Here is a 25,062-nt window from a genome sequence, read left to right as displayed (position 1 = left end):
CATCCAGCATGAACCGGACGTTTCTCGGCCTGCTGTTGGGGCTCTTCCTCGCGGCGATCGAAGCCACCGTGGTGGCGACGGCGATGCCCCGGGTCATCGCCGACCTGGGCGGCCAGGAGCTGTACAGTCTGCCCTTCTCCCTGTACCTGTTGCTGGCCACGGTCAGCGGCCCCCTGTGGGGACGCGCCTCAGATCTGTCCGGCCGCCGCCGCCTGTACCTGGTGGCCACCGGGGGCTTCCTGGTCGGGTCGGCCCTGAGCGGCGCGTCCCAGACGATGCACCAGCTGATCTGGGCCCGCAGCCTCCAGGGTCTGGGCGCGGGCGGTCTCTTGGCGCTGACCTTCACCATGATTGGAGAGCTCTACCCGATGCGGGAGCGGGCGCGCGTCCAGGGGTTCATCAGCGGGGTGTGGGGGATCTCGGGTCTGGTCGGCCCGCTGGTCGGCGGATTCATCACCGACCGGATGTCGTGGCGATGGGTATTCTACCTCAACATCCCTTTCGCCCTCGTCGCCATGACCCTGATCGCGCGCACCTACCGGGATCAGATTCCGCGCAGGCCCTCCGAGCTGAACCTCGCCGGCGCGGTGCTGTTCGCCTGCGGCGCCGGGTTGCTGGTGTACGGGATCCAAAGGCACGTCCCGCTCCTCGACCTGATCGGAGTGGTTCTGCTGGGAGTCTTCTTCCTGCTGGACGGTCGCCGGGTCACGCCGCTGATCCCCTTCGACGCCGTCCGCCACCCGCTGATCGGTCGGGCCCTGGCGGGCAATCTGCTGGCCGGCATGGCCTTCTTCGGCAGCGCGGCCTTTCTGCCGCTGTTCGGGCAGGCGGCGCGCGGGCAGAGCGCCACCGGCGCCGGCGCCCTGCTGGCGCCGATGACGGTGGGATGGACGGTGGCCAGTATCTGGTCGGCGCGGTGGTTGCCGGACCTCGGGCCGCGTCCGCTGTCCGTGATCGGGGCCGCAACGATGGTCACCGGATTCGGCCTGTGGGCGGCGGCACCGGGCAGCGCCCTGTGGGTCCTGGGCGGCAGCGGTCTGCTGGCCGGCCTGGGTATGGGGGCGATCATGCTGGCGTTGCTGGTGAGCGCCCAGGAGGAGGCCGGCCCGCAGGTCCTGGGGATCGTGACCGGTTTGCTGCAGTTCGCCCGCAACTTCGGCGGCTCCGTGGGCGCCGCGCTGATGGGGGCGGTGCTGGGCGGAGCCCTGAGCGCCGGGGGCACGGCGTTGTTCCGGGTCTTCTGGAGGGTTCCGGCCCTGGCGGCGCTCCTGGCGCTCCTGTCTCTGGCGATCGTCCTCAACCTGCCTCACGTCCGGGAGGCGCGACGGGCGACGCCGGCGCCGTGAGCCGCAACGCGGAGACGGCAACGGCGGGCCGCGCACCCGGCACGTTCCCACGCCATCGACGCCTGGGCAGAGGATACCGCCTCGCCTGCCTCGAACGGTAGCGCGAGCCTCCGAGGGGTCATCGAAGTGCGGGGCCTCCCGCCTCGGAGGAGCCGCGAGGCGCGGCAGCGCTCACGCCGGTGGATCGGTCCCCGCCCGCGATCGCCCGCGCCACACGGGCAGGAGGTGGTGGTGAGATGAAGTGGCGGATCAGCCTGGCCCTGGCCGCAGTCGTGGTGCTGAGCTGGCGCGTCCCCGCCGCGCCCGCGCCGACGTCGGGGGGAACGCTGCGCATCGGGATGGAGTCGGCGCCGACCACGATGGATGCGGCGCTGTCCACCGACCTCTACTCCCAGCAGGTGTACTCCCACGTCCTGGAAGGGCTGGTCATGCTCGATCCCCAGGGAGGCCTGCAGCCCGCCCTGGCGGAGTCGTGGACGCCGTCGGCCGACGGCAAGATCTGGACCTTCAAACTGCGGCAGAATGTGCGGTTTCACGACGGGACGGAGTTCACGGCGGACGATGTGAAATACACGATCGACCGCATCCTGAACCCTGAGACCCGCTCGCCGCAGCGCGGGTCGCTGGCGCAGATCTCCTTGGTGGAGGCCGTGGATCGGCACACCGTCCGCATCACCACCCGCGCCCCCTTCGTGCCGATTCTCACCAACCTGGCCACATCCGCCTACATCCTGCCCAGAGCCGCCCACTCCCGGCTGGGCCGGGAGTTCGCCCGCCGTCCCGTGGGTACCGGGCCGTACCGGTGGGTGGAGTGGGTGCCCGAGGAGCGGATTGTGCTGGAGGCCAACCCCGACTACTACGCGGGACGGCCGTCCCTGGATCGGCTCATCTTCCGCTTCATTCCGGAGGCCAGCGTCCGTCTGGCGGAGCTGGAGTCGGGGGGCCTGGACCTCATCGCCGGGATTCCGGCGCAGGACCTCCGACGGCTGCGCGTCAGTCTGCTCGTCAACCTCCACGAGGTGGTGGGGACCAACTACCGCCTTCTGGCCTTCAACACGTCGGTGAAGCCCTTCGACGATGTGCGCGTCCGACAGGCCATCGCCCACGCCATCGACAAGCAGAAGATCGTGGACGTCGTCTGGCCCGGGCGCGGCGTCGTGGCCGAAGGTCCCATCCCGCCCACCTCCTGGGCCTACGACGAGCGCTTCAAGGGGCTGGGCTACAACCTCTCCCGGGCCCGACAGCTCATGGCCGAAGCCGGCCAGGGGGGCGGCTTCGAGATGAACTACCTGATCTCGGCCACGGAGGAGCTCCAGCGTGAGGTGCCGCTGATCATCGACATGCTCAAGCAGATCAACGTCACCGTGAAGGTCACGGCGGTAGACTTCCCGACGCTGCTGGACCGGCTCCTGAAGACGAACTACGACACCCTCCGGGTCGGCTGGACGACGAACCCGGAGCCGGATTCGTTGCTCTACAGCCCGTTCCACAGCTCGGCCATCGGCGGATTCAATTTCACCAAATTCCGCAATGCCAGGGTGGATGAGCTGCTGGACCGCGCCCGCACCGTCACCGATGCCAGGGAGCGGATCCGGATCTATCGGGAGGCGCAGCGGCTGATCGTCCAGGAGGCGCCCATGGTGTTCCTCTTCCACGAGAAGCGCACCTACGCCACGCGGAAGGCGGTGCAGGGGTTCAAACCGCACGTCAGCGGGTGGATCGTGTTGAAGACCCCCTACGGCATCGACGTCAAGATGGGAACCGGTCGCTAGGCCGCGGTCCGATCCGCCGGCGCATGGGATAGGCGCCGTTCTCCGTGGGCCGCTACATCCTGCAGCGCCTCCTGGCTACGATCCCGGTGCTGTTCGGGGTCTCCCTGGTGATCTTCGGCCTGCTGCGGCTGATCCCGGGCGACCCGGTGGTCATCATGATCGGTGCCGAGAACGCGACGGCCGAAGAGATCCTGCGGTTGCGTCACGTCCTCGGACTGGATCGCAGCCTCCCCGTCCAATATCTGAAGTTCCTGGGTCGGCTCGTCACCGGCGACCTGGGCACCTCCCTGTCCTCCGATGAACCCGTGCGCCAGTTGATCGCCGAGCGGCTCCCGGCGACGATTGAACTGGCCCTGGCCGCGGTCGTCGTCGCGCTGGCCATCGCCATCCCCGTCGGCGTCATCTCGGCGGTGCGCAAATACTCTTTGCTGGACACGGCGGGCACCGTGGCGGCGATGCTGGGTATCTCCATGCCCAACTTCTGGCTGGGGGTCATGTTGATCTTCCTCTTCGCCCTGCGGTTGGGCTGGCTGCCCGCCTCCGGGCGCGGGGAGCCCGTCCTGTCGGGCCTGTGGATGCTGCTGACCTCCGGCAATCCCGCCGGCCTCATCACCGCCGTCGTCCACCTGATCCTCCCGGCCGTGACGCTGGGCAGCGCCCTGGCCGCGGTGGTCACCCGGCTGACCCGCAGCAGCATGCTGGAGGTGATCGGCCAGGACTACATCCGTACGGCCCGCGCCAAGGGGCTGCAGGGTAGCCGGGTCGTCGTGCGCCACGCCCTGCGCAACGCGCTCATCCCGGTGGTGACGGTCATCGGGTTGGACCTCGGCGCGCTGCTGGGCGGCGCGGTCATCACCGAGACGATCTTCGCCTGGCCGGGGATCGGCCGGCTGGCCATCCGGTCCATCGTCCAGCGCGACTTCCCCGTGGTCCAGGGGGTCGTGCTGATGATCGCGGTGGTGCGCATCGCCGCCAATCTGGCCGTGGACGTCATCTATGCGCTCATCGACCCGCGCATCCGCTATGCCTAGGGCCGCCGCTGAGGCGACAGCCAGGCACGAGGGCTACTGGCGCGCCGCCTGGCGGCGGCTGCGCCGCCACCGCCTGGCCATGGCGGGGCTGGGGATGATCGCCCTGATCGTCCTGCTGGCGCTCTTCGCGCCCTACGTCTCCCCCGCGGACCCGCTGGCCATCGACTACGCCCATCCCGCCGCACCGCCCGGCGCTCCCGGCCACCTGTTGGGGACCGACGCCGTGGGCCGCGATATCCTGGCCCGCCTGATCTACGGCACCCGCATCTCTCTGCAGGTGGGGGTCGTGGCGGTGGGGATCGCCGCCAGCCTGGGCACCGTCGTCGGACTGACCGCCGGGTACTACGGCGGCGTCGTGGACAACATCCTGATGCGGACGGTGGACGTCTTCCTGGCCTTTCCGGTCATCGTCCTGGCGATCGCCATCATCGCCGTGCTAGGGCCGAGCCTGGTGAACGTGATGATCGCCCTGGGCCTGGTGGCCTGGACGACCTATGCCCGGGTCGTGCGCGGGCAGGTCCTGGTCCTGCGCGAACTGGATTTCGTGCAGGCGGCGCGGGCCCTGGGGACCGGTGACGTCAGGATCCTCCTCCGACACATCCTGCCCAATGTGGTGGCGCCGATCATCGTCCTGGCCACGGTGGGCATGGCGGCGGCCATCATCGCCGAGGCGGCGCTGTCCTTCCTGGGATTGGGGGTGCAGCCCCCCACTCCGTCCTGGGGCACGATGCTGAACGAAGGACGGGCCTTCCTGCGCACCGCGCCGCACATCTCCACGCTCCCGGGTCTGGCGATCATGCTCACCGTGTTGGGCTTCAACTTCCTGGGCGACGGCCTGCGGGACGCGCTGGATCCCAGGCTGTAACGAGACGAAAGGAGGTGGGGCCGATGGGATCGCCGGCCATCACGCTGGAGCAGGTGCTGGCCATCACGTACTTTTCCGCCCATGCCTGGGCCCCCGACGGGAGACGGATCGGCTACATTCTCGATGACGGCGGCCGCTACTCCCTGCGGGTCGTGGACGTCCGCACTGCGCAGAGCCTGGAAATCTCCCGGGGCGACCTCCCGGTCACGGCCTTCGACTGGGCGCCGGACGGGCGGTTGGCCTACCTGCAGGGCGGGCGCCTCCTCACCGCCGGTCAGGGGGAGGCGCCCTCGGACGACGGCTGGCGCCCCAGCGTCCTCTACGCCGGCCCCGATCCCGTCACCGCGGTGCAGTGGTCGCCCGCCCCTCCGGCGCTGGCCTTCGTCACGGGCGGTCGGCTGTGGCTCTGGGATCCTGCGGAACCGTCGCTGCGTCATCTCGACGTCGGCGGTCGCGTGCAGGGGCTGGACCATCAGCCGACGCTGTCCTGGGCGCCGGACGGATCGGCCATCGCGGTGACGTTCCGGGATGATCGCGGGCGCTGGGATCTGGCCGTGACAGATTCCTTGGGACACGTCCTGTGGCGCTCGGAGACGGAGAACCTGGAGGGGCCCTTCACCTGGCTGCGCCCGGGCCGGTTGATCTTTGCCCGGCCGTCGGTGGCGTACACCGCCCGGGAGTGGTGCGTCCTCGACCTGCCCGACGGCACGGTGCGCGTGCTGCACCGCGAAGACGAGCCCGAGGGCCTGGGCGCGCCCTTTGCCGCGCAGCCCCATCCCGACGGCCGGCAGGCCCTGCTCGTGCTGCGTCACGAGGGCTGGTGGCATCTCTACCTGCTGGACACGGAGGATGGCCGCCTGCGGGTGCTCACCGAAGGGACCGGGGAGGATGTCGGGCACGCCTACGACCTTCCGCGGATCAGCCCGGACGGTCGCGAGGCGGTCTTCTCCACCAACCGGGAGAACCTCGGGATGCGCCACCTGTTCTGCGTCGACCTGGGTTCAGGCGTGCTGCGCCGCCTGGTGGACACCCCCGGCACCAGCGTCGAGGCGGCGTGGTCCCCCGACGGCCGCCTCGTTGCCTTCCGCCACAGTACGGTTCACCACGCGCCCGAACTCTGGGTGGTCGGCCGTGACGGCGCCGGTCTGCGCCGTCTCGTCGGCTCGATGCCCGAGGGTGTGGCGCCATCTCGCTTCGCCCTCCCGCAGCCGGCGAAGACGCCGGGCGCGGGCGGGCTGGAGATTCCGGGGTACCTGCTGGTCCCTCCCGACCTGGAACCGGGCCGCCGGTATCCCGCGCTGCTCTACATCCACGGCGGGGGGATGCGGCAGATGCGCGAAGGGTTCCCGCCGCTGAAGGCCTACGCCTTTTTCTACGCCGTGTCGCTGTGGTTGGCGGAGCGCGGGGTGGTCTCGTATCTGATCAACTACCGCGGGGGCATCGGATACGGGAAGGCCTTCGAGCAGGGAAACTCCGGCGGCCTGGCCGTGGTGGAGTGCGAGGACTGCGTGCGGGCCGGCGAGTGGCTCAAGACCCTACCCTTCGTGGACCCGCAGCGCGTGGGCGTCTGGGGTTTGAGCTACGGGGGCTGGCTGACTCTGGCCGCGTTGGTCCGGTCACCGCAGACCTTTGCCCTGGGCATCAACATCGCCGGCATCTGGGACTTCGACCGGTGGATGGCCTGGGCCCGGGAGGCCTTCCGGCCGGCCTACGACTACTTCCTGGGACGGGCCCGCGGCTCCCGGGAGCAGAGTCCCGAGGTCTGGCGCAACGCCTCGCCGCGCCACCTGGTCGCGGAGTTGCGCGCCCCCCTGATCAACCTGCACGGAACGAAGGATGAGGCCGTGCCCTTCGAGCAGCTGAACCTCATCGTGAAGGATTGCGTGGAGCACGGGAAGGTGTTCGAGGCCCACTATTACCCCGAGGAGACGCACCTCTTCACGCGCCGAACGACCTGGCGGGACGCGCTGCGGAAGGTGGAGGGAGCGCTGCAGCGGTATCTGGGGTACACGCCGGAGGACGCCCCAGCGGTCATCCGGGGATGACGGGCAGCAAGAGGAACGAACTCCGCGTACCGCCCCCGTACACGGTCACGGCACCGCCGTAGATCTCCGGGCGCCGGTCCCAGGGATGGTTGTGGAGGAAGGGCCCGCTCCCCCGCAGGGCTCTCCACGGCCCCAGCCCGGCGGGGGTGTCTTCTCGCTCGAAGTCCTTCCCCTGCACCGTCAGGGTCAGCACGTATCCCGGCGGCACGACGATGCTCGTCGGCCAGATTTCCACATCGACATCGTACACTGCGCCCGGAACCAAGGGCTGCAGTTCATCGTGGGTGTGGTACGGCCGATAAGGGGTGGAGAGCGTCCGGTCCAGCTTCCTGTGAGAGGCGCGCAGCCACCCCTGGGCGATGGGCGCCCGCGGCTCGACCGCGCCGGCAAAGGTCACCTCCTGCCCCCCGGGATCGAACAGGCGGATCACCAGGAAAAGGTCTGCGTCGATGGTGGCGGAGGCGATGAAGAGCTTTGCCGCCATCGGGCCGGTGATCTCCGTCTCCTGAGCAAAAGGGGGTGTGCGAAAGGTGACGCCTTCCTGCAGGGGACGGTAGGTGACCTCACTGCCGGCGGCCGGCGGTTCCCAGTCCAGGCTTCGCCGAGCCGGATTGAGGTACAGAGGAGTCCACCGGGTCCGCGCCAGCGGCCACTGCTGTTCCCGGCGGAGCACGAACCGGTCCACACGGCGGATGTTGAGCAAAACCGGCGGTTCGCGGTCCCACCCGTTGTCCATGCCCTTGAGGAAGTGGGCGAAGAACCGTTTCTGGAGATCGAGGCCGTAGTGGGTGTAGTAGTGCGTCCAGTGCTCCAGGCCGTGGATCTCCAGCCACTTCTGGCGCGAGGCCGCCCGGACGAAGGCTTCCACGTTCCCGCGCAGGTGCAGCCCGTGCCCTCCCCAGTTGCCGGCCGAGAGGAACGGTACCGTCACCTTCGACCAGTCCGCCGACCGCTCCCGATACCAGGGATCATCGAGGACCCGCACCAGGGCCTGCTGCATCGGATCGATCCGCCGTCGGGCCAGTTCATGTTCGGCCAGGGTTTCAGGGCCGGCCACCAGCAGGCCGCTGTTGGGATCGACGGGCCCCCGCACCCCGACTCCGTGCTGCACGGTCTCCACCTGGGCCTTGAACCACGACCCGGTGAAGGTGCACAGGATCCCGCCGTGGCGGTGGAAGTCGCGGTAGTAATCGGCCGCGCCCTCCCAGGCGCACATGGCGGCCAGGTGCGGCGGCTGCAGGCCGGCCACCAGCCACTGGTTGATCGCGTAATAGGAGATGCCGCTCAGCCCCACCTTACCGCTGCTCCAGGGCTGACCCGCGGCCCACTCGATGCACTGGTACAGGTCTCGGGTCTCGCGGGGGGAGTAGACATCGAGCACGCCCGGGGAGCGGCCGGCGCCCCGCGAATCGACGCGGACGCAGACATAGCCGTCCGGGACCCACTTCTCCGGATCGACCACTTCCCAGTTGGCGTACCGGCACGAGGACCCCTCCGCGACCTCGGGAAAACTGCGGACCAGGGCACCCCACTGGTCCGGATATCCGAGCTGGATCGGCAATCCCTTGCCGTAGGGACCGTAGCTCAGCAGGACCGGATACCGACGGCCCTCATCGGGACGGTAGACGTCGGCCCGCAACACCACGCCGTCGTCCATGGGGATCGGCACATCGTAGTCGATTCGCATGCGATTCGTCGTCGCCGCGTCCACCCGGCTGGAGCCCGCAGACTGGCCACTCATGGTTCCTCCTTCGCCGCCGGCCCGAATCCCGGGGCGTAGAGCGGGGCGGACGTGGAGGGATCGACGGGAGTGCCCGCAATGCCGTGGGAGGTGTCCTTGGCCGTCAGGAAGACCACATCCTCATCCGTTCCGGCCAGCGCCCAGTGGACCGCATTCGCCGGGATGTAGATCAGCGACCCGGCCGGGGCGCGCACCGGTACGCCTTCCACCTCGCCTTCCAGCGTCCCCTGGAGGACGTAGATCCACTGCTCGTTGGGATGGCTGTGCGGCCGCCCCCCCGATCCGCGGGGCATGTGCATCAGTCCCACCTGGATACGCTCCCCTTCCACGACCGGACCGTGGGCCGTAGAGTACCCCGGCCCGGCAGCGATTCCGGCGAGGCGGCGGGGATCGAAGACGTATCGTCCCCGTCCCGCCTTGATCGCTCCCGCCGTGCGGGTCGTCCTCTCTTCCGGCCTGTCCGCTTTCCTCTCTTCGTCCATCGGTACCCTCTCCGTCGGTGTTGTCGGTACTCCTCAGTCCAGCTCCGTCAGGTTGATCTCGGCGACGAGCGTCCGCCAGCGTACCATCTCCGCCTCGAGCTCCGCCGCAAACGCCTCCGGTGAAGCGCTGGGGACGAGGCGGGCTTCGGCGCCTTCCAGGGCGGATCGAACCAGATCGTCGCGCAGGATCCGGACGACGGCGCGATGCAGCAAGCGGACCACCTCCTGCGGCGCGGAGCGGGGCGCGAAGAGCCCATGCCAGTGCGGGGTGCCGACCCCGGGGAAGCCCGACTCCTCCATCGTCGGAACCTCTGGCAGGCTCGCCAGGCGCCCGGGGCCTGTCACCGCCAGGGCCTTGACCCGTCCGGCACGCACCTCACGGATCGCCGTGCGCGCATTGACGAAGAAGATGTCGGCCTCATCGCTGACCACCGCCCCGACCAGGGCATCGGCCCCGCCGGCCCGGACGACCTGCACCACGTCGACTCCGGCCTGCCGGCCCAGGAGGGCCGCATCCAGGTCCGTGAAGCTGCCGATCCAGTCCGTCCCGTTGCGCACCCGCCCCCAGGTGCGCTTGGCGTGCTCGAGAAACTCCTGGAGCGTGTGGACGGGCACCGACGTCCGCGTGATCAGTACGCTGGGAAATTCGACCAGTCTGGAGATCGGAGCAACGACGTTCTCGACGCGGAACGGCATTCGACGATGGTGGACGATGGGGGTGATGGCGTTGGTGATCACGCTCCCCACGAGCAAGGTGTGGGCATCGGCCCGGGCCAGTTCCGCCAGCGCCGCAATCCCGAACTCCCCGGGCCGGTGCTGCACCATGACGGGCTGGCCCAGTACCTCCGCCATCGCGCCGGCGATGGTCCCTGCGGTGAAGTCTGTGGACCCCCCGGGCGGAAAGGGGACGAGCAACCTGATCGGACCCCGGGGATACTCCCGTCCTTCCACCATGGCGCCCTGACTTTTCTCCGGCATCGTCACTGCCCTCACCCTTTCATCGATCCGGAAAGCGCCGCGACGTAGTGCTCGACGAAGAAGGAGTACACCAGGGCGACGGGGAGCGCGCCGAGCAGGGCCCCGGCCATGAGCTCGCCCCAGAAGTAGACGTCGCCGCGGACCAGTTCGGAGATCACGCCCACGGCCACGGTTTTCTTCTCCGGCGATGACAGGAAGACGAGGGCGTAGAGGAACTCGTTCCAGGAGAGCGTGAAGGCGAAGATGCCCGCGGAAAGAACGCCCGGGACCGCGGCGGGGAAGACGATGCGCACCATGGCTTGAAACCGCGAGGCGCCGTCGACGCGCGCGCACTCCTCCAGCTCTCGCGGAATCGTCTTGAAATACCCCATCAGCAGCCAGGTGCAGAAGGGGATCATGAAGGTCGGGTAGGTCAGGATCAGGGCCCACGGGGTGTCGCCCAGCCGGAAGCTCCGGACCATCCCCGCCAGCGGGATGAACAGCAGGGTCGGCGGGACGAGATAGCTGACGAAGATCCCGATGCCGAGGGGGCCGGCGCCGGGGAACCGCAACCGGGCCAGCCCATACCCCGCCAGGAGCCCGCAGAACAGGGAAATCCCCGTCGAGGCCGCCGCGACGAGGAGCGTGTTCCAGAGCCACCGGGGAAACGCGGTCCGCGTCAGCAGGTTCAGGACGTGCTGTCCCGTCGGGGCCAGCGTCCACAGCGGCGCACTCTGGGGGGAGCGCCAGGAGCGGTAGAGCTCCGCATCGGGCCGGATGGACGTGATGAGCATCCAGTAGAAGGGAAAGAGCAGGCCCGCGATCAGGACGGCCAGGGGGAGGTAGACCAGGAGCCAGCGCCGCCACCGCCGTTCGACGGTCACCTAGACTCCCTCCAGGCGCCGGAGGTGGCGGAGCTGGCTCCAGACCACCGTCAGCAGGACGGGGAACATGAACAACGACATGGCCGCCCCCTCCCCCAGAAGCCCGGCCCCGATGCCGACCTGGTAGGCGTAGGTGGCCACCAGGTGGGTGGAGTTGGCGGGACCGCCTCCGGTGAGCACGTAGACGAGCTGGAAATCGGAGAAAGTCTGGACGATGGAGAAGACGACGACGACGATGATGACCGGTCGCAGCAGCGGCCGCGTGACGTGCCAGAATCGCTTCCAGCTCCCGGCGCCGTCCAGGGCGGCCGCCTCATGGAGTTCGGGGTTGATCGTCTGCAGTCCGGCCAGCAGCGTGACGGCGAAGAACGGCGTGCCGCGCCAGGTGTTGACGGCGATCGCGGACCACAGTGCCCACCGGGCGTCGGAGAGGAAGGGAAGCCGCTCGGCGATCAGGCCGCCGTGATAGAGCAGCCAGTTGAGGACGCTGAAGGTGGGGTCGAACATCCAGCGCCAGGCCAGGGCGGAGAGGACGGTGGGGACGATGAAGGGCAGGAGCACCGCGGCCCGCACGAGGCGCACGCCGCGAAAGGGATGGTTGAGCAGCAGCGCCAGCCCCATGCCGAGGATCAGTTTGAAGAGGTTGGCCCAAAAGGTGTAGAGGATGGTGTTCCTCAGGGCCGTGCGGAAGATTGAGTCATGCCAGGCCGCGATCAGATTCTGGAGGCCGACGAAGTGCCCGGCATCGCCCACTCTGACGCTGGAGAGCGCGTACCAGATACCCGTGGCGAAGGGATAGGCGATGAAGACCAGCAGCATGGCCACGGCGGGAGCAAGCAACAGGAAGGCCAGAGACCGTTCGCTGTCCAGGAGACGGCCCGGGAGGGCGTGACGGTCGGAGGGGGAAGGGAGGAGGCGCCCCGGCCCCGGGCCGGATCCCGGCCGATCCTTGCTCTCCATCGGACCAGCCAGCGGCGTCCCGCCGCTCAGGTCTCGTAGATCTTCTTCAGCTCGCCCTCGGCCCACCGGACCGCGTCCTCGGCCCTCATCCCCTGCGCCGCCTTGGCGTACATGTCCACGACGATGTACTTGGAGTAGGCCTCTGTCGCGCGGGCCGACGCCGGGGCCGGATGGCCGATCATCAGGCTCATCCGTGTGGCGCGCCGCATGGTCTGCATGGGCCGGTCGATGCGCGTCCACATCGGGTGCTCTTCCCACACCCTGGCCGGTCCCACGCTGTACCCCTCATTGACGGTGAACCAGCGCTCATAGACCTCCCGTCGGTGCATCCACCGCAAGAACTCCTTGGCCAGGCGCTGGTTTTGGGAGTAGCGCATGACCGCGTGCTGGAACGGCGTGTTGAGGTGGAACTGCCCGGCCGGTCCCGCCGGCATCAACGCCGTCTCGATGTCCTGGTACAGGGGCTGGCCCCGTTCGTCCCGGAGCGCGTTCTGCTGCCGTTTGGCGACGATGTACACGGACAGGCCGTTGGCGGTGGCGCTGAGCTCTCCGGCCAGGAAGGCCCGGTTGTTGGCCGTGTCGTCCCAGGCCAGGCCGCTGGGGTCGCAGGCCTCCTGCCAGAAGGCCTGCAGGAACCGAACGGATTCCACCGCCGCCCGCGAGTTGAGCACGACGCGCTTCCCGGTGGCGTCCACCTCAGCCCCGCCGAACGACCAGAGGAGGGGGTAGGAGAAGGTGGAGGCGTCCAACCCGTGCCCGAGCGACTGACCCACCGGTTTCCCTCTGGCCTTCAGCCGCCGGCCGACCTCCCGCCATTCGTCCCACGTCTTCGGAAACTCCGCCGCGCCGACCTCAGCGTGCCACGACCGTCGGTAGTGGGGGAAGAAGCCGCCCACGCTGTGGGGCATGGCCAGCCATCGGTCTCCGGACCTGGCCGTGGCCTGGAAGATATCGTAGAACCCTCCCTGGACCCGACCGATCGGCTCGGCCACATCGGAGACGTCCACCAGGGCGTTGGCATACAGCTGCGGCCAGGCCCACAGCATGAGGACAATGTCCGGCCCCGATCCCGACTGGATCGCTGCGGTGATGCGAGCCTGGAGGTCGGCGACGTTCACGAACTCGAAGGTGACGTCCGCCCCTAGCGCCCGGGAGGCTTCTGCGGCCTGTGCCTTCAGGACTTCGTCGGCCTGGGCGATGAAGTCGTTCCAGCGGAGAATGCGCAGCCTCCGGCGCTGGGCGTAGGCTGGAGCGCGTCGCGCACTGAGGATCCCTGTGAGGCCTCCCAGGCCGGCGGCCGCCGCTGTCACTCCGGCGGCTTTCTTGAGGAAATCCCGCCGTTTCATGCGCCTGGACTCCATGGTCCGCGCCTCCTCTGGTGGATGATGGGCTGTCGAAGGATGCCGGCCCACCGGGCGGTGCGCCGGAACGACGGAGGTCAGCGAGGGCCGAAGATGAGCACCGATCGGGGGTCACCGCAGCCCGATGGCCGAACCGATGCGGCTCCGACGCCATTGCCCACCCTACCTCGCCGGCGTCCCGCGGTCTGTAGCGACGGATACCAACGGCTCAGGAGGTGATCCGGTGGCCGCGCCCGGCCACCAGACCTTTGCAGCTCAACACCTCGGCGGCCTCCAGGGCTTTCACCTCGTGGGGGGCGTTGGGCGGGGCCAGGAATCCCTGACCGGGCCCCAGTTCCCTGGTCTGACCCTCCAGCGTAGCCAGGACCCGTCCCCGCAGGATCACCACGATCTGCTCCTGCGGATGGGCGTGCCGGATCGACCCTTCGCCCGCCGCGAACCGCAGGCGTCCCACCTCAATCTGCTCTCCGGTCACGAGAGGCCCGAAGGCGCTGGAGTATTTCGGCGTCACGTATTCCGCCTGGATGGCGTCCAGATCGAAGAACGGCACGGTGGTATCACCTCCTCAGCCACTGTCCGACGCGTCGGCCACTCCGGCCGCCGCCGCGGCGGTCCGGTAGACGCGCTCGAACGCCTCTTTGCCGCGCCGGAGCAGTTCCTCGTGCGGGATCGCCCACAACGATCCCGCCAGGGGCACGCCGAAGGTGCCGTCGTCGGAGAAAACCTCCAGCTCATACCATCCGCGGTATCTCGCCGCCAACAGGGCGGCGATGAAGCCAGGCGCCAAGTTCCTGCCTTCGCCGGGCAGGAGGCGGTCATAGGGCCCGCGCTCGGTCCAGGGGACGTCGTTGACGTGCACCCCCACCAGGCGGGGGACGTGTTCCCGCACCTCCTCCTGAATGCCGGGAGCCGGCGCGCTGTGGAAGATGTCCACAATGATGCCCACGTTGGGGCGGCGGACATCGTCGATGAGGCCGGCCAGCTCCGTGAGGGTGTGCACCGGAGATCCGCGCCGCGCGGAGGTCAACTCGAAGCCGATCTTCAGCCCCGCCTCCGCCGCGGCGTCGGCGATCCGGGCCAGCCCCTCGGCGATGATCTCCAGGGCCGTGGTCCGCGGCAGGGCGCCGTCGGGAGCCCCGCTTGAGACCAGAATGCACTCCGGGGCGAACGCGGCCAGCCGGCCGAGGCTGTCGCAGATCAACCGGATCCTGACCCGGGGGTCGCGTTCCTCCGCGACGAGGTTGAGCCTGGGGATGGTCGGACTGGCCCACGGGACGGGAAAGATCGTCCAGATCCGCGGTGCGCAGGAAGTGACCCGGAGGCCGTAGCGGCGGATCGTCTGGGCGAGGCCGTCGTAGTCTCTTTGCCCCGCGAACTTCCCCTCCCAGAGGCCCACGCCCCGGGCCCCGGACCGGGCGATCTGATCCAGGTCCTCTCGGATCGTGTTGTGGGGCGTGGACCAGACCGAGACGGAGTACAGTGGAGGGCGTCCGGCCATCATCGGTCGCGGGGCGCCGCGCCCGTCACGGGGCCATGAAGGAGCCGCCGTTGACATCCAGGCAGACCCCCGTGATATAGCTGCTGTCGTCGCTGCAGAGAAAGAGCACGGCCGACACGATCTCGGCGGGCCGCGGCAGGCGCCGGAGCGCGATCTGCTCCAGGTAGCGCTCGCGGGCGGTGTCGGACATACGGTCCCAATACGCCTGCAGCACCGGCCCGCTGATGGTGAGGCTCGGGACGAGGCAGTTCACGGTGATCCCGAAGGGCCCCAGCTCCCGGGCGGCGAAGCGGGTCAGGCCCAGGATCGCCGTCTTGGCGGAGGCATAGGCCGGGGATTGATGCACCGTCGGGTCGGCAATCCGGGCGGCCCGCGAGGAGACGTTGACGATCTTCCCGTAGCGCTGGCGCTGCATCGGTCCGGCGACGGCCCGCGTGCAGAGAAAGGCAGTCTTCAGGTTCATGGCGATCAGGACGTCCCAGGCCGCCGGGTCCTCGTCCACGATGGTGCCCGCCGTCTCCGGTCCGCTGGATCCTCCGCCGGCGTTGTTGATCAGAATGTCGATCCGACCGTAGGCGTCCAGGGTCGAGGCGACCGCATGCTCCACCTGCCCCGGGTCGGTGAGGTCCGCGGTGACGGGCAGGCACCGGCCGCCCGCGGCGGCCACCGCGGCCGCCGTCTCCGCGACCCCGGAGGCGAGGCGGTCGACGACCGTCACCGCCGCGCCCTCCTGCGCCAGCGCGGCAGCATAGAGGGCTCCCAACCCCCCGCCCGCCCCGGTCACAATCGCCGTCCGGTCCCGAAACCGCATGGTGGTCGTCACCTCCTCGTCACCGTCCGGTCTCCAACCGCGCCGTGGATCCGCGGGCGGGCAGCGGGGGAACCGCAACCCAGCGTCCCCCGCGGGCCGAGTCGAGGACCGCATCGACGACCATCTGCGCCCGCCACCCGTCATAGAAGTCCGGCGACATGGGGGAGCCGCCGGCGATCGCCGCCAGGAAGTCCCGGACCTGGAAGAGCACCGTCTCGGCAAAGCCGATCCCGATGCCGGGGAAGGCCAGCAGGGCGGCGTCGTGGTGCGCCGGACCGATGAGAATCCGGCGGAAGCCCTGAGCCTCTTCGCTGTCGTCCAGGTATAGGTGGACTTCGTTCTGCCGCTCGTAATCGAAGATGATCGACCCGCGGCTGCCGTGGATCTCCAGGCCCAGCTGGTTCTTGCGGCCTGTGGCGCACCGGCTGATCTCGAAGGTCCCGATGGATCCGCCACTGAACCGGCCGAGAAAATACATGCTGTCGTCGACATCCACCGGTTCCATCGGGGCGTCGACCCGCACCGCGTCGGAAGGCGAAGGGGCGACCGCCCTGGGGCGTTCCCTCACCCAGATCTCCGAGGTGGCCACCACGCGGTCGAGCTCGCCGACGAGGTAGCGCGACAGGTCGATGAGGTGGCTGCCGACCCCGGCCAGCGCTCCAGCCCCGCTACGGGCGGCCTGAAACTTCCAGGAACGGGGGGTGCGGATATCGTTGCCCCAATCCTGCAGATAGACCGCGCGGAGGTGCCGCACCGTGCCGATGCGCCCGGTCCGGATCAGCCGGGCGATGAACTGCACGGCGGGAACCTTTCGATAGTTGAAGTTCACCCCGTGCACGACGCCGGCGTTCACAGCGGCACGGTACATGCGCTCGGCTTCCCCCGCGTCCATCGCCAGCGGCTTCTCGCAGAAGACGTGTTTACCCGCCGCCGCGGCGGCCAGAGCCATCGGGGCGTGCAGGAAGTTGGGCGTGGCGATGCTCACCGCGTCGATGTCGGGACTGGCCACCAGGGCCTCCCAGTCGGCGGTCCACTCCTCGAATCCCAGGCGCTCCGCCGCGGTTCGGGCCAACTGCTCGTCGGCCTCGGCGAGGCGACGGAGGCGGACGGCCGGGATGTGCGGGCCGAAGTAGACCCTCGCGGTGGCATAGGCCACGGCATGCGCGCGGGCGATGGCGCCCCCACCGACCAGCCCGACGTTGATGCTCCGGCGCTGGTTCACCGCGCTTCCCCCTCTCGACACCGGTGGGACGATTTCACCGGTGGGACAATTCCGCTCGCCGGTTTCCTGTCTGTGCCCATTGTGCGTTGATGCCATCAGGGCGATCTGTCGCGGACGATACAACCGGTCATCGGGCCGAGGCCGCCTCAGGTGGGCTGGGAGGAGGGTCCTGTCCCGGCCTCTGCGAAGCGTTTTGCAATCACCGGAGAGGCCTGCCGGAGGTGAGTGGTGGTGAACCGGAACGGCTCATCGGCGGAGCAGGGAGCGGCGATCCGGGAGGCCCTCGCCTTCGAGAGGTCTGGAGCGCGACACGCGACCGCCGGGCCGCGTCGGCTCTGGACGCCGCACACCACCGGGCGCCGTCCTCCGACGAGGCCGGCGGTGCCTGAGGGGACCGATCCGGGGGCGCCCATCGTGAACGCGGCGGGCCGGCTGGCCGAGGTCTGCGGCCATCTGAGCGTCGTGCGCCGCTATCGCGCCGGGACACTGGTCTTCCAGCAGGGGGAACTGCCCGACCAGTTCTACCAGCTCCTATCCGGGCGGGTGCAGATCTTCTTGGGACATCCCGAGGGGCACGAACACGTCCTGGCGATCGTGGAGCCCGGCGGGCTATTCGGCGAGGCCGCCTGTTTCGGCGGGTTGCCCTACTACACCTCCGCCGTCACCGTGCAGCCGTCCACCATCCGCATCTATCCCCTTGTCGCCGTGCTCGAGGTGATGCGTAGCAAACCGGACCTGAGTCTGGAGATCATCCGCGGGCTGGCCCGCAAGCTCCACCTGTTCGCCGTGCAGCTGGAAACCACATCCTTCCGGAAAGCGTCGGAGCGGCTGGCCCTCCTGCTGTCCAAGCTGGCCGTTTACTATGGCATCCCGCTGCCCCGAGGGAAGGGAACGCGAATCGGCGTGCGCCTGTCCCACGAAGGGCTGGCCAGGATGATCGGCGCTACGCGGGTGACGGTGACACGGGAGATCGGGGCCCTCGTGCGCGACGGCATCCTCGCCCAGGAGAAGCGGAACCTGATCGTCCTGCGCCACGAGCGCCTGCTGAGACGGGCCGGACTGTTCTGAGTGCGCCTGCGGGCGGCCGCCTCCTGTATCGGCCGATACAGACGCCACAGGCCGGACGGCCTTTAGTGAAGGTATCCGCATTCAGGGGGGAGGGCCCGCATGCGCACACCGCAGGCACGATCCAGGGTCGTCCTCGGCGCTCTCCTGGTGGTGGCCATTGCCTGGGGGCTCGCTGCATCGGGGAGCGCTGCGCCGATTACCGTCTTCCGCCTGACCTACGCCACCTCGCTTGGGCGGGACAGCGCCTACTACAAGGGCGCCGTGGCGCTGTCGGAGGCGGCCCGACAGTTGAGCCGCGGCCGGCTCCAGGTGAGGGTTATTCCCGACGGCCAGCTGGGCACCGACCGGGACATGATCGAGGGGATGCAGCTGGGGTCCATCGATCTGGCCAGTCCGAGCACCGGGGCCATGGGCGCCGTGCTGCCCGCGGCCACAGTCCTGGACCTGCCGTACCTCTTCGACGGCTTCGAGCACGTCTACCGCGTCCTCGACGGCCCCCTTGCCGAACGGCTGTACCGGCTCTTTGACGGCATCGGCTTCCACCCGCTCGGCTGGTGGGAAATCGGATTCCGGAATCTGACGAACAATGTGCGGCCGGTACGAGTGCCGGCGGACGTGCGGGGGTTGAAGCTGCGGACGCTGCCCGCCGCCGTCCACCAGCGGGCGTGGTCGCTGGTCGGCGCGCAGCCGGTGGCCATGGACTTCACCGAGGTCTACAACGCCCTGAGCACGGGCGTGGTGGACGGGCAGGAGAATCCGCTCAACATCATCATCACGGGCAAGCTCTACGAAGTCCAGAAGCACCTGTCGCTTACGCGCCATATCTACGGCGCGGCGCCGACGTCCGTGAGCGACAAGACCTGGGCCAGGCTGCCTCCGGACCTGCAGCAGGCCCTGCGGGAGGCCGTCAGACGGTCCGTGACCGTGCAGCGCAAGGCGGCCAGCGGCGACGAAGAGGGCCAGCTCCGCCAGCTGATCGGCTTCGGCATGCAGGTCGTCCACGACCCCGATCGGGACGCCTTCCGGCGGGCGATGGCCCCCGCCTGGAGTCTGTATGTCGATCGCTTCGGGCAGGAGGGCCAGGCGCTCATCGACGCCATCCGCCGCGAGGCGTCCAGGCGCTGACAGACGGTCGCCCGAAGCGTACGCCGCCGGCACGGGATCGATCCGTTGGGCGCGCTCGTCCGCCGATGCCTGAGATGACGGGAGGCGAAGCGGAAATCTTCCGACTGGCCCTCCCCTGGCGGCGCTGGTGGGCAATCATCCCGGAGATCGTGGCCCTGGCCTGCACGGGGATCCTTCCTCTGATCGTCGGCGCCAACGTCGTCGGCCGCTACACCAACTGGTACCGGATCCTGTGGGCCGAGGACGTGGTCAAGGTCCTGTTCCTGTGGATTGTGTTCCTGGGCGGAGCCCTGGGTGTCAAGTATCGGGCTCACGTCCGGATGGGCCTCCTCAGCGACCGCGGTGCGCGGAGGGGACGAGTCGGCGCCCTGTGGGCGCGCGCCATCGTGCTGTCGTCCGCGCTGCTGGGCGCCATCTTGCTGGTCCTGGGCGTGCGCGTCGTCCAGATTTCGATGAAACGGGAGCTGCCGACGCTGCAGATCTCCGCCGGCTATTTCACGACGGTTGTTCCCGCAAGCGGCGCACTCATGATCCTGTACACGGTCCAGGGCCTGGGCGCTCTGCGGGGTGTGCCGTCAGTATCCCGGCCGGGGGCCCGGGAGAGCAAAGGGACCGCCGCGTGAGGTGAGGGGCGTGCCGGCCTGCCCGACGCCGGGATGATCTTCACCGGCCTGCTCTTCCTCGGTCTGGTGGCCCTGGGCGTCCCCGTCGTCGTGGCCCTCGCCCTGGCCGCCCTGCTCGGCGTCGCCGCGACGGAGGGACTCCCCCTGGCCGTCGTGGCCACCAGGACGGCCAGCGCCAGCGACAACTTCATCCTCCTGGCCATTCCGCTGTTCGCGCTGACGGGGTCGCTGATGTCCGCGGGCGGGATCGGCCGGCGCCTGTTCGACTTCGCCAGGGTGCTGGTGGGCCATACGACCAGCGGACTGGCCCAGGTCAACGTGGCGCTTAGCGTGTTCAACGGCGGCCTCCAGGGTTCGTCGGCGGCCGACGCCGCCATCGACTGCAAGGTCACCATCCCCCAGATGCGGGCCCAGGGGTACCCGGCGGCGTTTTCGGCGGCCGTGACTGCGGTCTCCGGCATGCTGTCGAACATCCTCCCGCCGTCGATCGCCATGCTGATCTACGCCTCTATCGCCAACACCTCCGTGGGCAAGCTCTTCGTCGCCGGGTTCGTCCCGGGACTGCTCATGGCCCTGGCCATGTCGACGGTGGCTCACCTAGCCTGCCTGCGGCGCGGCTACGGAAGGCGCACGGCTCGGGCCTCATGGCGGGAGATCGCCGGGGCGTTCAGGCAGTCCGCCTTCGCCCTGACTCTGCCCCTGATCATCATCGGGGGAATCCGCCTGGGGTACTTCACGCCGACGGAGGCCGGGGCCGTGGCGGTGATCGTGACCTTCGTCCTCGGGGCCTTCGTCTACAGGGAACTCCGCATGCGCGATCTTCCCGGCATCCTGGCCAAGACGGCGCTGGATACCGGCGTGATTATGATGATCATCAGCCTCTCTTCACCCCTGTCGTGGATCCTGGCCTACCATCAGGTGCCCCAGCATGTCGCCGCCTTCTTCGTCTCGCTGGGGAACAGCGTCCCGAAGTTCCTCGTGGCCACGGGGGTCTTCTTGCTCATCGCGGGCTGCTTTCTGGAGGGGGTCACGCTGCTGATCCTGGTCACGCCCATCCTGGCCGGCGCCGCGGCCAGGCTGGGCATCGACCCCATTCACTTCGGGATGGTCGTGATCGTCACCGTGGTGCTGGGGGCGGTCACGCCGCCCTTCGGCCAGCTGGTGTTCTTCGTATCGTCGCTGATCGACGTGCCGCCGGAGGCGATCTTCCGCGAGGTGTTCCAGTTCCTGCCGCTCCTGCTCGTTGTTCTGGCGGTGATCATGTTCGTCCCGCAGAGTTATCTGTGGACGGTTCGCCTGTTCGGCCCGTAGGGTGCGGGACGTCAGGAGCCGGATGGAGTGCGGTCTCCTCCATCCGGAGCGCCGTCGCGGGCGCGCAGCGCGGCCAGGACGCGCTCGGCCGTAACGGGCAGGTTGCGGATCCGGACGCCGACGGCGTCGTAGATGGCGTTGACGATCGCCGGAGCGGTGGGCAGCAGGGCGGGCTCGCCCACCCCCTTGGCGCCGAAGGGCCCGGTGGGATCCGGCATCTCGACGAGATCCACGGCCATGGGAGGCACATCCGTCGCCGTGGGAATCAGGTAGTCGGCGAAGGAGGTGTTCAGGACGCGGCCCTCCTGGACGACCATCTCCTCGGTCAGGGCGAACCCCATCCCCATGACCATGCCGCCCTGGATCTGGCCCTCGACCAGCAGCGGGTTGATGGCGCGGCCGCAGTCGTGCACCGCGACCAGGCGCAGCACCTGCACCTGCCCCGTCTCGGTGTCCACCTCGACCTCCGCGATCTGCGCCGCATAGACGTAGGTGTTGTAGGGCTTGCCGTGACCGGTCTCCGGATCGAGGAAGGTCGTCGGCGGGTTGTAGGAGCCGGCGCCGATGGGCGGCCGGCCCTTGACCGCCTCCGCCTTCCGGGCGATGTCGGCCAGGGACACGCGGCGCTCCGGCAGGTCGCGTACCACAATCCACCCATCGCGGCTGAGCAGACCTTCCGCGCCGACGCCCAGTTCCTCGGCGGCGACCTCGAAGAGGATCTGCCGGGCCTGGGCGCAGGCTCTCATGATGGCGTTCCCCGCGATGTAGGTGACGCGGCTGGCCACGGAGCCGAGGTCCATGGGCGTCTGCAGGGTGTCGCTGGTCACCATGGTGATCCGGTCCAGGGGGATGCCCAGCGCTTCTGCGGCGATCTGGGCCAGGGCGGTGGTGGACCCTTGGCCCACGTCGGCCGCGCCGGTCCAGACCACGGCGGAACCGTCCTGGTTCACCTTGACGAAGGCGGCGCTGGGATTGGCATAGGAGGTGAAACCGATGGGGTAGGCCATCCAGGCCACCCCGCGGCCCCGTCGGCGCATCAGGAGGCCCTCCCTTCCCGCGGCCATTCCGCCATCTCCAGCGCCCGCCGCAGCGTCTCTTCCAGAGTCACCCGCTCCAGCACCTGGCCGGTGGGCAGGCGCCCGCCGTCGCGCAGGACGTTGCGCATCCGGAAGGCGACGGGATCCATCCCCACGGCTTCCGCCACCGCGTCGGTATGGCACTCGTAGGCGAAGCCGACCTGGGGAACGCCGAATCCCCGCATCGCTCCCCCCACGGGGTTGTTGGTGTAGACCAGGTAGCCGTCGATCCTGACATGGGGGATGGCATAGGGGCCGGCGGCGTGGATGGCGGCCTTGGCCAGGGTGGAGGCGCCCCACGAGACGTAGGCGCCGCAGTCGCTGATGATCTCCACCGCCCGGGCCACCAGCGTCCCGTCCCGGCGGACCCCCGTGCGGTAGCGCATCCGGTAGGGGTGCCGCACCGTCGTGGCCTGGAACTCCTCGTCCCGCGTGAAGACCATCTTCACGGGCCGTCCGGTCTTCAGCGCCAGCAGGGCGATCCACGGCTCGAGGGTCATCTCATTCTTCCCGCCGAAGCCGCCGCCCACTCCGGAGGCGACGATGCGGACGCGGTTCTGGGGCATGGCCAGCACTTTCGCCGTGTCCGCCGCGACCAGGAACGGCCGCTGCACGGACGAGTGGATCGTGACCGCCCCGTCCGGCTCGGGGATGGCCAGGCCGGCGTGGGGTTCCAGGTGGGCGTGCTCGACGAAGGTGGTGGTGAACTCCTCTTCCACGACCAGATCGGCCTCGGCGAAGCCCGCCTCGACGTCCCCGTCGCGAATGCGGATGTGCGCGGCGACGTTGCTGCCGTCGTGCACCGACGGCGCCTCCGGGCGCATCGCCTCGACGGGATCGAACACGGCGGGGAGCGGTTCGTAGTGCACCGCCACCTTTGCCGCCGCCTCCTCCGCCTGGCGCAGGGTCTCCGCGGCGACCACCGCCACCGCCTCGCCCACGTGCCGCACCCGATCCTGGGCCAGGACGGGCTGGTCCTGGTGCGTGAACCCGTACCGGTTGCGCGGGATGTCGGAGGCCGTGATGATCGCCCGGACACCGGGGGAGGTCAGCGCGGGCAGGAGGTCGATCGCGGCGATGCGGGCGTGGGCCTGGGGACTCCTCACGGCTTTGGCCCACAGCATCCCGGGAGCGCGCAGGTCTTCCCCGTACACGACGCGGCCGGTCACCTGGAGCAATGCGTCGTGGCGGCTGACGCGGCGTCCGACCGCGCCCGAAGGCGCTTCCGTTTCGACGGTGGGCAGGGGAGGACGGGTGAGCGTGGTCATCGAAGGCCCGCTCGCCCGGCGACGGTCCGGGACGCGGCCAAGATGGCGTCCACGATCTTGGCGTACCCCGTGCAGCGGCACAGGTTTCCGGCGATGGCCTCCCGCACCGCCTGCTCGTCCGGGCGGGGGGTGCGGGCGAGCAGCGCCGCAGCCGAAAGGAGCATCCCCGGGCCGCAGAACCCGCACTGCAGGGCGCCGTGCTCGATAAAGGCCTGCTGCAGCGGGTGCAGGCGATCCGGTGCGCCCAGTCCCTCGATGGTGAGCACCTCCCGGCCCTGCGCCTTGACCGCCAGCAGCAGGCAGCTGCAGACGGGATCGCCGTCGAGGAGCACGGTGCAGGCCCCGCAGTCCCCGGTGCCGCACCCGATCTTGGTGCCCAACAGCCCCAGTCGCTCGCGCAGGACCCAGGCCAGGCTTTCGTCCGCTTCGACCGTCGTGGTGACGGGGGCGCCGTTGACGGTGAAGCTGACGTTATAGGGCATGGCGCAGACCCTCCAGTTCGGCCCGCCGGATGGCCTGCTCGAGGGCCCGCCGGACCAGCACCTGCGCGATCTCGCGGCGGAATCCGGCGGTGGCGCGCATGTCCGAGATGGGCCTGGCTTCCTGCGCGGCGAGGCGGGCGGCTTCGTCGAGGCGCTCCCGGTCCGGAGGTGCGCCCCGGAGCAGGATTTCGGCGCTGCGGGCGCGGATCGGCGTGGGCGCCACGGCGCCGAGGGCGATGCGCACCTCGTCGAGGACCCCGCGATGCAGACGCACCCGCGCCGCCGCGTTCACCACGGCCAGGACCTGCGCGCTGCGCCGGCCGAACTTCAGGAAGGCCGCTCCGGTGCCGCCGTCCGAGGCGGGGATCTCGAGGCCGGTGAGAATCTCACCGGGCCGCAGCACGCTGCGGTGGGGTCCGGCGAAGAACTGCTCGAGGGGGAGGGCCCGTTCTCCAGCGGGCCCGGTGATGCGGGCCGTGGCGTCGAGGACGAGCAGTGGAGGGGCGAGGTCCGCGGAGGGGACGGCGCTGGCCAGATTTCCTCCCACCGTGGCCAGGTTGCGCAGCTGGACGGCACCCATCTGCGCCGCCGCCTCGGCCAGCACCGGTGTCAGGCGGCGCAGTTCCGGAGAGGCGACCACTTTGGCCAGGGTGACCGTGGCGCCGAGCCAGACCCGTCCGTCCTGAACGGCGATGACCGCCAGCTCGGGGATCCGCTGGAGGTCGACGAGCGCAGTGGGCTGCACCAGCCCGGCCCGCATGCGCACGACCAGATCGGTCCCCCCGGCCAGGGGGTAGGCCCCTTCGCCCTCCTCCGCCAGGTGCCGCACGGCTTCCGCGATGGTGGGGGGAGCCAGGTACCGGGGCGGATTCACTGCGGCGGCCCCTGAGGAGGAGGAGTTTTGGCCACGGCCGTCAACTAAGGATATTGGATAATGTATCCAATCCTGCTATTCGTGGCGGCGTCCGTTTCCCCTCCGCCGCCTTCCGGTGATTCGGCCGGCGGGCGGTCCTCCCCGCGAGGGGCCGCGCACGCTGGGAAGGTCAGATCCTGCAGGGGGTGATCACCGCGCCAGCGCTGTCCTCGTCTCGTCCGCGCCCGGCACGCGCGTACGGTCGGGCGGAGTTCCGTTCC

Annotated in this window: 23 protein-coding genes; 9 read left to right on the top strand and 14 right to left on the bottom strand. The window is 69.5% G+C overall.

Annotated elements, in window-relative coordinates:
* Positions 1-8 precede the first annotated feature (8 nt).
* The 5 genes from QN141_04625 (at position 9) to QN141_04605 (ending at position 7,059) form a co-directional block, all read left to right on the top strand.
* Entirely contained in the window at positions 9-1,346 is a 1,338-nt protein-coding gene (locus QN141_04625; protein MDR7557756.1) for an MFS transporter, read from the top strand.
* Between the two features lie 236 nt (positions 1,347-1,582).
* Positions 1,583-3,118: an ABC transporter substrate-binding protein gene (locus QN141_04620; GenBank protein MDR7557755.1), complete on the top strand. Its 1,536-nt coding sequence runs from the start codon at positions 1,583-1,585 to the stop codon at positions 3,116-3,118.
* Between the two features lie 44 nt (positions 3,119-3,162).
* A complete protein-coding gene (locus QN141_04615) occupies positions 3,163-4,149 on the top strand; it encodes an ABC transporter permease (GenBank protein ID MDR7557754.1) in 987 nt (328 codons plus the stop codon).
* Complete coding sequence (locus tag QN141_04610) at positions 4,142-5,014, top strand: ABC transporter permease (protein ID MDR7557753.1); 873 nt, start codon at positions 4,142-4,144, stop codon at positions 5,012-5,014. The genes QN141_04615 and QN141_04610 overlap by 8 nt, the downstream gene beginning before the upstream one ends.
* A 23-nt stretch (positions 5,015-5,037) precedes the next feature.
* Positions 5,038-7,059, top strand: a complete 2,022-nt coding sequence (locus QN141_04605) for a prolyl oligopeptidase family serine peptidase (protein MDR7557752.1) — start codon at positions 5,038-5,040, stop codon at positions 7,057-7,059.
* Here QN141_04605 and QN141_04600 read toward each other — a convergent pair.
* The 10 genes from QN141_04600 to QN141_04555 all read right to left on the bottom strand — a co-directional run bounded on the left by QN141_04600 (position 7,046) and on the right by QN141_04555 (position 16,975).
* On the bottom strand, positions 7,046-8,800 hold the full coding sequence (locus tag QN141_04600) for a CocE/NonD family hydrolase (protein MDR7557751.1): 1,755 nt from the start codon (positions 8,798-8,800) through the stop codon (positions 7,046-7,048). The two genes, QN141_04605 and QN141_04600, sit on opposite strands and share 14 nt — an antisense overlap.
* On the bottom strand, positions 8,797-9,282 hold the full coding sequence (locus QN141_04595) for a cupin domain-containing protein (GenBank protein ID MDR7557750.1): 486 nt from the start codon (positions 9,280-9,282) through the stop codon (positions 8,797-8,799). The genes QN141_04600 and QN141_04595 overlap by 4 nt, the downstream gene beginning before the upstream one ends.
* 33 nt (positions 9,283-9,315) lie before the next feature.
* On the bottom strand, positions 9,316-10,260 hold the full coding sequence (locus tag QN141_04590; GenBank protein MDR7557749.1) for a tripartite tricarboxylate transporter substrate-binding protein: 945 nt from the start codon (positions 10,258-10,260) through the stop codon (positions 9,316-9,318).
* Positions 10,261-10,271: 11 nt separating this feature from the next.
* Entirely contained in the window at positions 10,272-11,123 is an 852-nt protein-coding gene (locus QN141_04585; GenBank protein ID MDR7557748.1) for a carbohydrate ABC transporter permease, read from the bottom strand.
* On the bottom strand, positions 11,124-12,083 hold the full coding sequence (locus QN141_04580) for a sugar ABC transporter permease (protein MDR7557747.1): 960 nt from the start codon (positions 12,081-12,083) through the stop codon (positions 11,124-11,126).
* 26 nt (positions 12,084-12,109) lie between these two features.
* Entirely contained in the window at positions 12,110-13,444 is a 1,335-nt protein-coding gene (locus QN141_04575; protein ID MDR7557746.1) for an extracellular solute-binding protein, read from the bottom strand.
* Positions 13,445-13,652: 208 nt separating this feature from the next.
* On the bottom strand, positions 13,653-13,994 hold the full coding sequence (locus tag QN141_04570; GenBank protein ID MDR7557745.1) for a cupin domain-containing protein: 342 nt from the start codon (positions 13,992-13,994) through the stop codon (positions 13,653-13,655).
* A gap of 15 nt (positions 13,995-14,009) precedes the next feature.
* Positions 14,010-14,945 carry a sugar phosphate isomerase/epimerase gene (locus QN141_04565; protein ID MDR7557744.1) on the bottom strand — a complete coding sequence of 312 codons (936 nt, stop codon included), beginning with the start codon at positions 14,943-14,945 and terminating at the stop codon, positions 14,010-14,012.
* Positions 14,946-14,967: 22 nt separating this feature from the next.
* A complete protein-coding gene (locus QN141_04560; GenBank protein ID MDR7557743.1) occupies positions 14,968-15,765 on the bottom strand; it encodes an SDR family NAD(P)-dependent oxidoreductase in 798 nt (265 codons plus the stop codon).
* Between the two features lie 7 nt (positions 15,766-15,772).
* On the bottom strand, positions 15,773-16,975 hold the full coding sequence (locus tag QN141_04555; GenBank protein MDR7557742.1) for a Gfo/Idh/MocA family oxidoreductase: 1,203 nt from the start codon (positions 16,973-16,975) through the stop codon (positions 15,773-15,775).
* A gap of 381 nt (positions 16,976-17,356) precedes the next feature.
* Between QN141_04555 and QN141_04550 the strand changes: the two genes are divergently transcribed.
* The 4 genes from QN141_04550 (at position 17,357) to QN141_04535 (ending at position 21,102) form a co-directional block, all read left to right on the top strand.
* Positions 17,357-18,043: a Crp/Fnr family transcriptional regulator gene (locus QN141_04550; GenBank protein MDR7557741.1), complete on the top strand. Its 687-nt coding sequence runs from the start codon at positions 17,357-17,359 to the stop codon at positions 18,041-18,043.
* 99 nt (positions 18,044-18,142) lie between these two features.
* Positions 18,143-19,168, top strand: a complete 1,026-nt coding sequence (locus QN141_04545) for a TRAP transporter substrate-binding protein (GenBank protein ID MDR7557740.1) — start codon at positions 18,143-18,145, stop codon at positions 19,166-19,168.
* Between the two features lie 65 nt (positions 19,169-19,233).
* Positions 19,234-19,791: a TRAP transporter small permease subunit gene (locus QN141_04540; GenBank protein MDR7557739.1), complete on the top strand. Its 558-nt coding sequence runs from the start codon at positions 19,234-19,236 to the stop codon at positions 19,789-19,791.
* 33 nt (positions 19,792-19,824) lie between these two features.
* Positions 19,825-21,102: a TRAP transporter large permease gene (locus tag QN141_04535; GenBank protein MDR7557738.1), complete on the top strand. Its 1,278-nt coding sequence runs from the start codon at positions 19,825-19,827 to the stop codon at positions 21,100-21,102.
* 11 nt (positions 21,103-21,113) lie between these two features.
* Here the strand turns inward: QN141_04535 and QN141_04530 are convergent, their stop codons facing one another.
* Genes QN141_04530 through QN141_04515 form a run of 4 tightly spaced genes read right to left on the bottom strand, consistent with a single transcriptional unit; the run spans position 21,114 to position 24,802 of the window.
* Positions 21,114-22,139: a nicotinate dehydrogenase medium molybdopterin subunit gene (locus QN141_04530; GenBank protein ID MDR7557737.1), complete on the bottom strand. Its 1,026-nt coding sequence runs from the start codon at positions 22,137-22,139 to the stop codon at positions 21,114-21,116.
* Positions 22,139-23,446: a xanthine dehydrogenase family protein gene (locus QN141_04525; GenBank protein ID MDR7557736.1), complete on the bottom strand. Its 1,308-nt coding sequence runs from the start codon at positions 23,444-23,446 to the stop codon at positions 22,139-22,141. The genes QN141_04530 and QN141_04525 overlap by 1 nt, the downstream gene beginning before the upstream one ends.
* Entirely contained in the window at positions 23,443-23,928 is a 486-nt protein-coding gene (locus tag QN141_04520; protein MDR7557735.1) for a (2Fe-2S)-binding protein, read from the bottom strand. Before QN141_04520 ends, QN141_04525 begins: the two co-directional genes overlap by 4 nt.
* On the bottom strand, positions 23,918-24,802 hold the full coding sequence (locus tag QN141_04515) for a xanthine dehydrogenase family protein subunit M (protein ID MDR7557734.1): 885 nt from the start codon (positions 24,800-24,802) through the stop codon (positions 23,918-23,920). Before QN141_04515 ends, QN141_04520 begins: the two co-directional genes overlap by 11 nt.
* Positions 24,803-25,062: the final 260 nt, after the last annotated feature.

It is taken from the genome of Armatimonadota bacterium, from assembly GCA_031459765.1.
Classification (GTDB): domain Bacteria; phylum Sysuimicrobiota; class Sysuimicrobiia; order Sysuimicrobiales; family Kaftiobacteriaceae; genus Kaftiobacterium; species Kaftiobacterium secundum.
The sequence above is the reverse complement of the archived record's forward strand: the minus strand, read 5'-3'. Positions and strand labels throughout refer to the sequence as shown.